This is a genomic window from Planctomycetaceae bacterium (assembly GCA_039680605.1).
In the GTDB taxonomy this organism is placed as follows: Bacteria; Planctomycetota; Phycisphaerae; order SM23-33; family SM23-33; genus JAJFUU01.
The window spans coordinates 30960-43978 of the sequence record JBDKTA010000039.1; the positions used below are offsets into that span (position 1 = coordinate 30960).

Below are 13019 nucleotides of genomic sequence, written 5' to 3' on the forward strand. Positions count from 1 at the left end.
GAGATGGATCGTATGAACAATCCGTTTCAGGATGCCTTGCACCTCTGGCACATGAACGATGTACGCCCTGCCGCGGGCGGCCTCTCACTTGAGCCGCATGGCGAGGTCGAGCTGGGCGTGGAGCTCTCCGGTCAGGAGCGCGCCGAGTCGCTGGCCCGCGGCGGCGACGGCCGGGCGGCGCGCCTGCGCGGCGGATCATTGTCGCTGGCAGGCGAGGCGCCGCTGCAGCTTGGCAAATCCGCCTTTGCCGTGGCGATTCGCATGAAGGATGTGGACGGGACCTGGCTGCATCCGATCCTGGGCAGCGACGGCGGCGACGGGGCAGTGAGCCTGTCGCTGCGGGCCCTTGACGGCCGAACGATGCCCATGAGCGACCGCAACCTCTTCGGCGTGCGCAGCACGATCTACGCCTGGATGTTCAAGCCGGGCCTGCCTCGCTCGATCGACGGCTGTCAGTCGCTGCTGGAGGTTGTCTGGGGCGCCGACGAGGTCAACGCTCCGCGGCGCGACATCCAGTTGCGGTTTCCCGAGCGAGACTATCCGCTGCTGGAGGACATCCAGAACGCCGTGATGAAGATCTGCTGCCCGGTGCAGAGGATCGGCGCGAGAGACTGGCACGACATCGTGGTGTGCTTTACCGGGCCCAAGCTGCTGTTGTATGTCGATGGCGTGCTGGTGGACGAGGAGTACCCCATCGGCGCCACGCGAGACAGCACGCAGCCGTTCCGGATCGGCGCCGGCCTGGCGGGGCAGAACATCCTGGTCGATCACGTGGCCGTGTGGGACCGGGCGCTATCGGCCGACGAGGTGGCGGCGATCTCCGGCGGTCCGCAGACGGTCTCGCAGCGCGAACTGGAGATCCTGGGCCCGCCGGCAAAGAGCATGCAGTATTTTCGCCCGCGCGGGCACAACAGCAAGGCCGGCGACTGCATCCCCTTCTGGCACGACGGCACGTTCCACCTGTTCTATCTGATCCTGCGCCGCAACATGCACAGCAAGTGGGACGGCGGCCACGGCGGGCTGGAGATCTGGCAGGCGACGACAACGGACCTCAAGACCTGGACGCACCATCCGGTGACGATCCCCATCAGCGAGCAGTGGGAGGCCTGGAACGGCACCGGCGGCGTGGCGGTGCATGAGGGCGTGTACCACTGGTACTATCCCTGCCCGTGCTACGACAAGAAGTGGCCCCATCACGGTATCCAGCTCGCCACCAGCACTGATGGAATCCACTTCACCAAGCAGCAGCCTCACCCGTTCCTGGGCGGCGGCGACTGCGAGGTCTATGCCGATGCGGCAGGCACATATCACCTCATCCGCTACGGCGAGCGGACAGACAAAACCATCCGCCTCGACCGCCTGACCTCGACGGACCTGCGCACCTGGACGCCGGCGGCAGAGCCGTTCATCGAGACCGACGCGCGTTACTGCATCGAGATGTGCCCCAACCTCTTCAAGATGGGCGACTGGTACTACTTCATGGGCGGGCTGAACTGGTGGCGCAGCCGCGGGGAGTTTGGCCCGTGGGAGGAGCACCACCCGCGGAGCTTGGACAACATGAGCGTGCCCAAGGTCGCCCGCTTCGGCGAGGGGCGCTACATCTACGCCGGCTTCCTCGACGATGGCGGCTGGGGCGGCAACCTGATCCTGCGCGAGCTGGTGCAGAACAGCGAGGGCATTCTCGGCGTGACGTTCGTCCCCGAGCTGATCCCGCCCTGCGGCGACGACCTTCCTGTGCAGCCCGCGCTGACGCTCAAGGCCGCCGATCAGCGCGCCGAGGCCGTCATCCCCAACATCGCCGGCGGTGCGCGCATCACGATGAAGATCGCGCCGCAACCGGGGATCAAAAAGTTCGGCCTGCGCCTGCGAGGCGGGGCTCAAGCCGACGACGGCTGCGAGTTGTCCTTTGATCCCATCAATCGCACGGCAATCTATTCAGCCATCGTCGACAGCGCCGGCACGAACTGGGGCACGCCGGGCATCCATGAAGTGGCCGGTCTCGACAAGCCCTTCGAGGTCGACATCATCTGCCGCAACGACATCATCGACGCGGAGCTGACGCGATTTCGCACTGTCACCACGCGGTTCTGGAATCCATCAGCCGACCGCGTGCGGCTCTTCGCCGAAGGCGGCGAGGTGACCTTCAGCGACATCCGCATTCGACCGCTGCTGCAGTAGCATGGGCATCTTGCCCATGAGTAGCACGGGCGTCCCGCCCGTGCAAATTGCCGGGGACATGGCCGGGACGGCCATGCTACTCACGGGCGAGACGCCCGTGCTACGAAGAACGGCCATGGCGACCCGCTGAACAACGCGTGTCGCCATGCCGCCCGGCCCCGGGGTTTCTTCTCTCTGCGTTCTCTGTGATCTCTGTGGCAAAGTCTTTGGAGCCCTCAGATCGACGCCCTGATGAAGGTGCAGAAGATGTGGGAGCGGTTCCACGCCTGATCGGGCGGCGCGTTTTCTCGCGCCGATGGGGTTGACATCGCCGGGCGGAACTTCTATACATAGCCAATTCCTGGGCGGGCGGCAATGTCGCTGCGCCTGTGGTTTGACATAGAACCGGCACTTTAGGAGATACCGGCCGATGAACCAGGCAGAAGTTTTCGAAAAAGTGAAGGCGACGCTGGTCGATGCGTTGGGCGTCGAAGAAGATGAAGTTACGCCCGAGGCCACGCTGACCGAAGATCTCGGCGCCGAGTCCATCGACTTCCTCGACATCGTGTTCCGCATCGAGAAGGCTTTCAGCATCACCATCCCCCGCGGCGAGCTGTTCCCCGACAACGTGCTCAACAATCCCGACTTCGTGCAGGACGGCAAGCTGACCACCAGCGGTCTGCAGCGGCTCAAAGACCGCATGCCGCACGCCGACTTCACGGATTTTGAGAAGGATCCCGACATCAACAACATGTCAAAGCTGTTCCGCGTACAGACGATCGTTAACTACGTCATGACGAAAGTTTAGGTCACTCAGCATCCGCCGACGAGGGGTGCTGCCCCGGCGGCGAGCGGGCGGGGCACGTCGGTGAGGGGGCGGCTTGCGTATCGGGCCGCCCGTTGTGGTCGCGAGGATTGCATGCGGGTTTCCCACCTTGATCGCCGTTGCGGAGGTTCAGCGCCGCCGGCCACCGCGGCGCCTGTAGGCATCTGCGCCGGGCGGGGGCGGCCCCATGGCTGAGCGGCGCGTCGTCATCACGGGGCTTGGTCCGGTGGCGCCCTCGGGCATCGGCATTGAGGCGTTTTGGTCGGCGGCCTTGGCGGGGCGTCGGTGCGTCCGCCGCGTCGAAGACTTCGACCCGTCCAACTTCCCCACGCAGATCTGCGGTCCGCTGACCGACTTCTCCGCACGCGACTTCGTGCCCAAGGACTACCGCAAGGCCGTCAAGGTCATGGCCCGCGACATCCAGATTGCCGTCGCCTGCGCGGACCTGGCGATCCGCGACGCCGGTCTGAGCACGCCTTCGGCGCCGGGGCCCGGCCATGCGCCCGACCCGGCGCGGTTCGGCTGCAATATCGGCTCGGGTCTGATGTGCGCCGACATGAACGAGCTGGGCTCAGCACTGGTCAGCAGCCTGCGCGACGGGCGGTTCGACTTCCACGCCTGGGGCAGCGGGCAGATGGAAAACCTCGCCCCGCTGTGGCTGCTCAAGTACCTGCCCAACATGTGCGCCTGCCACACGACGATCCTGCACCAGTGCAAAGGCCCCAGCAATACCATCGCCTGCGGCGACGCCAGCGGGCACTTGGCCGTCGCCGAGGCGGCGAGCTGGATCCGCCGCGGCGCCGCCGACGTCGTCGTCGCCGGGGCAACCGAAAGCAAGCTCAACCCCATGGGTCTGCTGCGCCAGACGCTCCTGGGCCGCACGTGCGTCTCGCGCAACGACGACCCCGCCGGCGCCTGCTGCCCCTTCGACGCCGCGCACTCCGGAACGGTCATCGGAGAGGGCGGCGGGCTGATCATTCTCGAAGAACTCAAGCACGCCCGAGCCCGCAAGGCGCGCATCTACGCCGAGGTCGTCGGCTGGGCCGCCGCGTCCGACCCGGCCGCCGTCGACCTGCGACGCCCCACCTGCGGCAATGTTGCCGCCGCGCTGCGCCGAGCGCTGGCCAAAGCCGCCCTGGCCCCCGACCAGATCGACCTGGCGTTGCCCCACGGCACTGCCGTGCCCGCCGAGGACGACGCCGAGACCGCCGCCTGGTCCGTCGCCCTTACTGGACGCGCCGCACCCTTGGCCGCCTGCACCGCCACCGGCGCCCTGGGCAGCCTCTTCGCCGGCGCCAGCGGAATCAGCACCATCGCCGCGGCGATGGCGTTGCACACGCAGACCATCCCGCCGACGGTCAACTTCACCGCCCCTGCCGCCCCGAGCTCGCTGACCTTCCAGCCCACCGCCGCCTGGACGCCCCTGCGCGCTGCCGCCTGCGCCTCGTTCACCGTCGGCGGACAATCCGCCGCCTGCGTCCTCAAGAGGTATCCCGCATGAAGCGACGCGTGGTCATCACCGGCATGGGCACCGTCAACCCCCTGGCGCATACCGTTGAGGAAACCTGGGCCGCCCTGCTGGCCGGGCAGAGCGGCTTTGGCCCGATTACAACCTTCGACGCCGCCACCTTTCCCTCGCGATTCGCCGCGATGGTCAAAGACTATCATCTCGAGGACCACGTCCCCGACGCTGCCCGACATGCCACCGCCGGCCGCCACACCCATTTTGCCATCGGCGCCGCCGTGCAGGCCTGGCAGGCTGCCGGCCTCGCCCAGCGCGACACGCTCGACCGCGACGCGCTGGGGCTGTACCTGGGCAGCGGCGAGGGGCGGCTGGACTTCGACAACTTCATGAGCTGCATCACCGACTCCTGGCGCGGCGGCGCGGTGGACACGGCCGTCTGGGCTACCCTCGCCTTCGAGCGGATGGAGCTCTACCGCGAGGTCGAGCAGGAAGCCAACATGGTCCTGGCGCACCTGGCCAACCGCTTCGGCGTCGCCGGACCGGCGTACAACGTCCTGACCGCCTGTGCCGCCAGCACGCAGGCCATCGGCGAAGCCGCCAGCCAGATCCGCGCCGGCGAGATCGACGCGGCCATCACCGGCGGGGCTCACAGCATGGTCCACACGATGGCCATCACGGGCTTCACGCGCCTGACCGCGCTGTCGCGCCGCAACGACGAGATGGAAACCGCCAGCCGCCCCTTCGACCTGACGCGCGACGGGTTCGTCATCGGCGAGGGCGCCACCATCATGATCCTCGAGGAATACCGAGCCGCCAAAAAACGCGGGGCCCCAATGCTTGCTGAGATCGTCGGCTACGGCAGCAGCGCCGACGCCTACCGCATCACCGACCAGGACCCCGAGGGCGCCGGCGCCGCCGCGGCCATGACCGCCGCCCTGGCCGACGCGGGCCTCTCGCCCAAGCAGATCAATTACATCAACGCCCACGGCACGGGCACCAAGCAGAACGACATTGTCGAGACCCGGGCCGTCAAAGCCGCCTTCGGCCGCCACGCGCCGAAGATCCCCGTCTCGTCCGTCAAGAGCCAGCTCGGCCACCTGATCGGCGCCGCCGGCGCCACCGAGCTATTAACCTGCGTACTAGCCCTGCGCGACGGCACTATCCCGCCGACCGCCCACCTGACCACCCCCGACCCCGACTGCGACCTGGACTACGTCCCCAACACGCCAAGAAAAGCCAAGCTCAAATACGTCATGAGCAACTCAATGGGCTTCGGCGGCCAAAACAACTCCCTGATCATCGCCCCGGTGAAATAGCTGTCAGCTATCAGCTTGCAGTTATCAGCCAGACAATGCGATTAGCCGTTTTGCTGGTCCCCAGGCTACTGGCTACCGGCTACGGGTTACTGGCTATCTCGTTTCTGCCGCGTCCAGGCAAACAACGCTCCCGCCAGGGTGACCGCGATCGCGTAGATCCCTACAAGGCCATCAGCATACCGGCCCCAAAGGATGCACGGGGCAGGCACAACGGCGGCAAGCACAGCCGTCAGCCCGCAAGCCCATAACCCCCAGGCCGTCGACGACACCTTCAACAATTTTGGAATAGACACGGCAAGTAAAGCGGCCGCCAGTATCCCCTGCAGCGAAACCCCCGCAAACCACGTCAAGCGAAGGTTGGTATTGAAGTTGGGATTCTCGATGGAGTTGAAGAGATTGGGAACAAACGCGGCCCCAATGCTCACCAGCCCGGCAAGAACCCCAATCCCGATCGCGAACATAATTCGTTTTCCCATGCCATGGATTCTACCGCCAACGCCTGTTAAACGCGATGTGCGAGGCAAAAAGGACTGGGCTGCTACAGGTCTTGCCGTGGAAAGGGATAACCTTGAATGATTTTCAAATTGCGGAAAATCCCACTCGGAGCAGATACTCAAACGTGGGATCATAGTATGCAGCATTGCGCGTGGGGTCGTCACCATGGCCTTCTGGGACCACAATCACCATACCTTGCCGCGCTCTTGTCAGCAGCACGCGATAGGCATTCTTGAGGTACATCTGCCGCTCGGCTTTGCGGATGTGGTTCCAGCGGTCGCCGCAGAATGACCAGTGCTGCCAGCCATCATCCGTGTACCGGAAATCTGCGTCCCAAGTGAGGCAGGCCCAATCCAGTTCGAGGCCCTGCACGTCAAACTCGGTGGCCACGTCTTCAAGGTAGTACGATGATCGCACATCCGCAATCGGATCGGAATAGTAATGCCTTTTCATTGGCAAGGAAGATTATGCCAGGTAGAGGACCGAAGGGCAATTGGTTGTGCCGTCGTATCATCAGTGGTAGTCTTCCACCCCAGAAGTCATTCCCCTGAACAACTGGGTGATGCTTCAGGAACAAGGAGAACTACGTGGCCGTCAAGAAACCAAAACGCGACCTGCCATTCGATCAGCCGCTGCTGCCTCAGGCGGGACAGTCAACTCGCGAGAAGCGCGACAAGATCCTGGGTGAAAAGGTCGATCTTTGGGTGGCCATGTTTGCGGCTGCCCTCATGATGATCATGGTCGCCTGGATGTTAGTATTGAGCAAATCGGTTGTGCAAGGGGCCCTGTCTGTTACCGGGGTCGCAGTTGCGCTGATTGGAGTTTGCATCATAAAGATCGGCCGTGGGATGCGCGAGGCACGTAGTTACAGCCTCGGGGCAAAGGGCGAGGTCTATGTCAGCCAATGCCTGGACAAACTCAAGGCCAATGGCTGGCGGCTGTTCGAAGACGTGCCCAATGAAAAGGGCAACGTCGATCACGTACTGGTTGGTCCTGGCGGCATTTTTACTATCGAGACCAAGACGCATTCGCGCAAGGATGGCAAGAAGGTCGAAGTGACGTTTGACGGGCAAAAGGTGGCGATTAACGGCTTTGAGACTGACGAGCCAATCAGGCAGGCCTTCGCCGAGGCCGGGTTCATCAAGAACCTCGTCGGCGCGACAAAGGCAGACGTGCAGCCAGTGCTGATCTACGTCGGGGCGATTATCAACTATCGCGGTGACAAACAACTCTGGGTCATGCACGAGAACAAATTCCTGTCTTGGATGGAAACGCAGCGAAAGAAGCTCGATCCCGCCCAGGTGTCGCAGGCCTGTACCGCGTTGGATGGATACATCCAAGGCCAAGCCCGGGCGAAGTTGGCACAACAGTAATCCGTGAGCGGTATCCAGCAAACACTGACCATTGTCAGGCATCATAATTGCTCCAGGCACCCGGGGTTGGCCCTGACAGGGCCCGTGGCTACGGGGGCGGCGGGGTGATATACTCGCGGGAGAAGGAATATTTCCCGAGTGCTTAGACTCAGTGACAATCCTCCGATGGTTCATCCGGCCGAGGCGCTGGTGGCGGCGATGCCGGGGCGATGGCGCGTGGGGCATACCAAGGCCCGCTTCGAGAAAGCCTTTGCCTGGGACCTGCTCCGCCGCGACATCGCATACTTTCTGCCGCTGCTGACGCGCGTGCGGGTCAGCGGCGGAAAGAAGCGCCGCGTGCTCATGCCGGTCTTCCCCTCGTACGTCTTCTTCTGCGGCGGCGATGACGCCCGACTGGCCGCCCTGACGACCAACCGACTCTGCCAGGTGATCGAGGTCGCTGACCAGCGGCAGATCGTCGCCGAGCTGGCGGCTGTCCAGCAGGCCCTGGCCGGGGAGGCGGAACTCGATCCGTATCCGTTTGCGGCCGCCGGACGCCGCTGTCGCGTGACGGCCGGTCCGTTCCAGGGTCTTGAAGGCATTGTGGCCTCGCGGGCCAACGTGACGCGGCTGGTGCTGCAAGTGAGCATTCTCGGTCAGGGCGCGGCGATGGAGATCGACGCCGACCTGCTTGAGCCGGTGGACTGAATCGAAGGTAGACCATGATCATCATCGAACCGCACATTCACATGTACTCGCGCACCACCGACGATTACCAGGCGATGCACGCCTCGGGCATTCGCGCATGCGTGGAGCCTTCGTTCTGGCTGGGCGCCAACCGCCGTTACGCGGGCACGTTCCTCGATTACTTCCAGCTCATCCTGGACTTCGAGACCGTGCGGGCGCGGCGGTTCGGGATCGACCACTTCGCGGCGATCTCCGTCAACCCGAAAGAGGCCGAAGACACCGGCCTCGTGCGCGAGGTGCTGGCCGGGATGGACCCGTACCTCGATCACGCGCGCTGCGTGGCCATCGGCGAGATCGGCTTCAACAACATCACGCCCAACGAGGAGGCGGCGTTTGTGGCGCAGCTCGAGATCGCCATGAAGCGCTCGCTGCCGGTGATCGTGCATACGCCGCACGTGGACAAGCTTCGCGGGACGCGCCGCATCGCCGAGATCATCAAAAGCTGCGGCGTTGACCAGGCCCGCGTGATCATCGACCACAACACCGAGGAGACCATGCCCGTCTCGACCGCCACCGACTGCTGGTGCGGCATGACGGTCTACCCGTACTCCAAGCTCACCCCGCAGCGCGTCTCGGCGATGATCCGCCAGTACGGTTCCGATCGCGTGATCGTCAACGGGTCGGCCGACTGGGGCGTCAGCGACCCGCTGAGCCTGGTCAAGGTGGTGAGCTTCATGCAGACCGACGGCCACGACGCGGCGGCGATCGAACGCCTGGTCTTCGCCAACGCGATGGCGTTCTACTCCCACAGCCCGAACTGGAAACCGGATTTTTCAATCCCCCCGGTAGACCCCTCCGTGTTCCAGCGATAGGATTCGATTGTTAGCGACGGAGCTTGCTCCGCGCGTTTCACGGTGCCATGGCGGCTGCGAAACGGCTGCCATAGCACCCAGACGCTCCTCATGAATGATACGTTGCAACAATCCCGCCTGAAGTCCTGGCTGCAGTTGGTTCGCCTTCCGAACCTGCTGACGGTTCCGGGCGATCCCTTGGTGGGGTTTCTGCTGGCCAGCGCGGGCGGGGCAGCCCCGCGGGCGGCATCGGGCTGGGCGGGGCTCTTTCAGGGCGTCCTGATCGATCAGCCCTGGGCTCGCGCGGCGTTGATGGTGGCCGCGGCGCTGCTGTTCTACATGCGCGGGCTGATTACCAATGATCTGGCCGACTTTGCCGAGGACAAGCGCGACCGCCCCGATCGCCCGCTGCCCAGCGGGGCTGTCAACGTCCGCTCGGCCGCCCTGGCCGCCAGCGCCCTGGGCCTGGGCGGGATGGTCCTGGCCACGCTTTGCGGCGCCGCCGGATGCGCCATAGGCATCCTGCTGGTGCTGTCGATGGCCTCGTACAACACGTTCGTCAAGCGCCACCCGGTGGCCGGTCCGCTGAACATGGGTCTGTGCCGTTCGCTGAGCCTGCTGCTGGGCGCGGCCGCCGCCGGGTGGGGCATCGGCATGCTGCCGGTGGTGACAGCCGCGGCGGTGCTGGGACTGTACATTGCCACGACGACGGCCATCGCCGCCGGCGAGACGACGCAGCGCGACCTGGGCCACAAGCGCTGGGGTCCGCCGGTGGTGCTGCTGCTGGGCTTTCCGGCGTTGGCGCACTCGACGACGTGGATGTCGACGAGTCTTCAGTTCGCCGCCATGGGCGTGACGGCCATCGCCGCCTTCTACGCCGTCTGGTGGTCGCTGTTGCTGGCGGGCAAGCCCCACCCGGTGATCGTGCAGATGATCGTCGGCAAGCTCATCGCCGGGCTGATGCTCATCCAGGCAGGCATGGCCGTGATGGCCATTACTGACAAAACCTCCTACGCCCCCTGGATCCTCATCGGCGTGCTGCTCGTCGGGCGACTCCTGTCCCCTGCTCTGCGCCGGCGGTTCTACTCCAGTTAAGCATCCCGCCGCTTGCGGCTTAGCAGTCTTCCGCTTTCTTTTCTTCTCTGCGCCCTTGGCGATTTCTGCGGTGAGATGGATAATAGAGAGTTATGTCCGACAAGCTCTTGGTCATCCAGGTTGCCGCTTTGTCTGAAGATGTGGCTCGGCAGTTGCCTGCCCTGCCGCTGACGTGGGCGGCGATGGACTCGGTCCTGCCGGCGGTGACGTGTACGGCCCAGGCGACGTTCCGCACTGCCTCGCTGCCGGCGCAGCACGGAATGATCGCCAACGGGATCTTCCACCGCACGCTACGCCGGGCGATGTTCTGGGAGCAATCCAGCGCCCTGGTCAGCGGGCGGCGCATCTGGGAAAACTTCAGCCTCGCCGGCAAACGCACGGCGATGCTCTTCTGGCAGCAGAGCCTGGGCGAGTGTATCGACGTGGTCCTCTCGCCTGCGCCGATTCACAAACATCACGGGCGCATGATCCAGGATTGCTACAGCCAGCCGCCGTCGCTCTATGGACGCCTGAAGGACAAGCTCGGTCCGTTCAAGCTGCAGGACTACTGGGGCCCGGCGGCCTCGGCCCGCGCGGGCGACTGGATCGCCGCGGCCACCATCGAGGTGCTGCAAGGCGCCGTCGGGGCGATCGATTTGTGCATGACCTACCTGCCGACGCTGGACTACGACCTGCAGCGCTGGGGACCCTCGCACGAACGAAGCGCCAAAGCCGTCGAACTGCTGGGCGTGCAACTGAGGCAACTGCTCGCCGCAGCACAGAGACTGGGCTACCGGGTGCTGGTCTTCGGCGACTACGCCATCGCCGAAGTCACCGTCGCCGCTGTGCATCCCAACGCCGCCCTGCTGGCGGCGGGCCTGATGGCCGCCCGCAACGTGCGCGGAATGCTCTACCCGGATCTGCACACCAGCCGCGCCTTCGCCGTGGTCGACCACGAAGTCGCCCACGTGTACGTGCGGTTCCCCGACGACATTACGGCCGCCGCCGAGACGCTGGGGAAACTTCCCGGCGTGGCGGCGGTTCTACAAGGACCGCAGTTGGAGGCCGCGGGGCTCAATCATCCCAACAGCGGCGAGCTGGTGCTGCTGGCGCAGGAAGGCGCCTGGTTCGCCTACCCCTGGTGGACGCACCCTCGCGAGGCGCCCGACTACGCCACGCATGTGGATATTCACAACAAGCCCGGATTCGACCCCTGCGAGTTGTTCCTGTCGCTGTGGCCGCCGGGCGTGAGCACTGACGCGCGGAAGGTTCGCGGCACGCACGGGCTGATCGGTCCGGGGCGCAGAGTCGCCTGGGCAAGCACCGCCGAGCTCGGCAAGCCCTCGAACCTGGTCGAACTGTCGCAGGCGGTTGAACGGTACCTGAAGTAGCATGGGCGTCTCGTCCATGCTCCCCGGATGCACGGACGAGACGCTGCACATTCTTTGCGAAGGATCGCACCGAGTTTGTGCAGTACCGGCGTCGCAGTGGCGATGTGCGGGGCTGGAATATGCTATCTTTGAGGTTGGCCCGCCGGTTGCATCGAAAGAGCTATGACTGAACAACATCAAAATGCCGCGTCATCCGCCGCCGGCCCCCAAGGGCACGTGTTCCACCAGCGCTTCAGCGTGTCGTTTGACTACCCCGTGTACTTCACGCGCGGGATTTTTGTGCCGGAAAACGCCCTGCTGATCGACGTGCTCGAACGCCTGGGAGAAAAGCGCCTGCACCGCGCAGCCGTCTTCATCGACGCGGGCCTGGCTGCGGCCCAGCCGCAATTGACTGCCGGCGTCGTGGAGTACTTCCACGCCCACTGCGGCAGGGCGGAACTGGCGTTGCCGCCGCAGCTTGTCAGCGGCGGCGAAGGCGCCAAGCAGAGCTGGGACCTGGTGCGGTCGGTGATGTCCGTCCTGGGCAACGCCCACCTCGATCGCCAGAGCTTCGTGATCGCTATCGGCGGCGGGGCGGTGCTGGACATGGTGGGCTTCGCCGCCTCGCTGGTGCATCGCGGCCTGCGCCTCGTGCGCCTGCCCAGCACGACGCTGGCCCAGAACGACGCGGGCGTGGGCGTCAAGACCGGCATGAACGAGCACGGGGCCAAGAACTTCGTCGGCACGTTTGCCCCGCCCTTTGCCGTGATCAACGACTTCGGCCTGCTGGCCACGCTGACCGACCGCGACTGGAGGGCGGGCCTGGCCGAGGCGTTCAAGGTCGCCCTCATCAAGGATCGCTCGCTGCTGAAACTACTGGTCGCCAAGGCCGCCGCCCTGGCCGACCGCGACGCTGCGGCCATGGAAGACGTCATCCGCCGGACCGCCATTCTGCACCTGGAGCACATCCGCGACGGCGGCGACGCGTTCGAGACCGGCTCGGCGCGCCCGCTGGATTTCGGCCACTGGGCCGCCCATAAGATCGAGACGATGACCGGCTACGCCGTCGGGCACGGACAAGCGGTGGCCATCGGCATCGCCATCGACATGCACTGTGCGATGTCGCGGGGGCTGATCACGCAAGGCGAGTTCGACAGCGTGATGGCGGCTATGATTGCCTGCGGCTTGCCGGTCTGGGACCCCTGCCTGGCCCGCCGCAGCGACGCGGGCGAGTTGGAGATTCTCGAAGGCCTGCGCCAGTTCCAGGAGCACCTGGGCGGCGCGCTGACGATCACGCTGCCAGACGGCCTGGGCCGCAAGTGCCAGGTGCATCACATGGACGCCGCACAGATCGAAAACGCTCTGGCGTGGCTTTCGCGGCGCACCAAAGAGATCACAAATGAGTCAAAGAAGATTTAGCCAACAC

At 65.1% G+C, this 13019-nt stretch carries 11 protein-coding genes and 1 pseudogene; 10 read left to right on the forward strand and 2 right to left on the reverse strand.

Annotated elements, in window-relative coordinates; all coding sequences use genetic code 11:
• The first annotated feature begins 12 nt into the window (after positions 1–12).
• The 4 genes from ABFD92_11140 to ABFD92_11155 all read left to right on the forward strand — a co-directional run bounded on the left by ABFD92_11140 (position 13) and on the right by ABFD92_11155 (position 5764).
• Positions 13–2178: a LamG-like jellyroll fold domain-containing protein gene (locus ABFD92_11140; GenBank protein ID MEN6505088.1), complete on the forward strand. Its 2166-nt coding sequence runs from the start codon at positions 13–15 to the stop codon at positions 2176–2178.
• A 409-nt stretch (positions 2179–2587) separates the two neighbouring features.
• Positions 2588–2965 carry an acyl carrier protein gene (locus ABFD92_11145; protein MEN6505089.1) on the forward strand — a complete coding sequence of 126 codons (378 nt, stop codon included), beginning with the start codon at positions 2588–2590 and terminating at the stop codon, positions 2963–2965.
• Between the two features lie 205 nt (positions 2966–3170).
• Entirely contained in the window at positions 3171–4484 is a 1314-nt protein-coding gene (locus ABFD92_11150; GenBank protein ID MEN6505090.1) for a beta-ketoacyl synthase N-terminal-like domain-containing protein, read from the forward strand.
• Complete coding sequence (locus ABFD92_11155; GenBank protein ID MEN6505091.1) at positions 4481–5764, forward strand: beta-ketoacyl-[acyl-carrier-protein] synthase family protein; 1284 nt, start codon at positions 4481–4483, stop codon at positions 5762–5764. The genes ABFD92_11150 and ABFD92_11155 overlap by 4 nt, the downstream gene beginning before the upstream one ends.
• Positions 5765–5850: 86 nt before the next feature.
• Here ABFD92_11155 and ABFD92_11160 read toward each other — a convergent pair whose 3' ends face one another.
• Complete coding sequence (locus ABFD92_11160) at positions 5851–6240, reverse strand: hypothetical protein (protein ID MEN6505092.1); 390 nt, start codon at positions 6238–6240, stop codon at positions 5851–5853.
• A gap of 103 nt (positions 6241–6343) precedes the next feature.
• Positions 6344–6679, reverse strand: a pseudogene (locus tag ABFD92_11165) (DNA/RNA helicase domain-containing protein).
• 167 nt (positions 6680–6846) lie between these two features.
• On the opposite strand from ABFD92_11165, the gene ABFD92_11170 reads away from it, so the two are divergent.
• From ABFD92_11170 to ABFD92_11195, 6 genes are all read left to right on the forward strand, one after another.
• Positions 6847–7632 (forward strand): nuclease-related domain-containing protein, encoded by a 786-nt coding sequence (locus ABFD92_11170; GenBank protein ID MEN6505093.1) that lies wholly within the window; start codon positions 6847–6849, stop codon positions 7630–7632.
• A gap of 138 nt (positions 7633–7770) precedes the next feature.
• Positions 7771–8319, forward strand: coding sequence for a transcription termination/antitermination NusG family protein (locus ABFD92_11175; GenBank protein ID MEN6505094.1), 549 nt, complete (start codon positions 7771–7773; stop codon positions 8317–8319).
• A 14-nt stretch (positions 8320–8333) separates the two neighbouring features.
• Positions 8334–9170 carry a TatD family hydrolase gene (locus ABFD92_11180; protein ID MEN6505095.1) on the forward strand — a complete coding sequence of 279 codons (837 nt, stop codon included), beginning with the start codon at positions 8334–8336 and terminating at the stop codon, positions 9168–9170.
• Between the two features lie 90 nt (positions 9171–9260).
• Positions 9261–10244 carry a UbiA family prenyltransferase gene (locus tag ABFD92_11185; GenBank protein MEN6505096.1) on the forward strand — a complete coding sequence of 328 codons (984 nt, stop codon included), beginning with the start codon at positions 9261–9263 and terminating at the stop codon, positions 10242–10244.
• Positions 10245–10336: 92 nt separating this feature from the next.
• Entirely contained in the window at positions 10337–11614 is a 1278-nt protein-coding gene (locus ABFD92_11190; GenBank protein ID MEN6505097.1) for a nucleotide pyrophosphatase/phosphodiesterase family protein, read from the forward strand.
• 162 nt (positions 11615–11776) lie between these two features.
• On the forward strand, positions 11777–13012 hold the full coding sequence (locus tag ABFD92_11195; GenBank protein MEN6505098.1) for a 3-dehydroquinate synthase: 1236 nt from the start codon (positions 11777–11779) through the stop codon (positions 13010–13012).
• Positions 13013–13019: the final 7 nt, after the last annotated feature.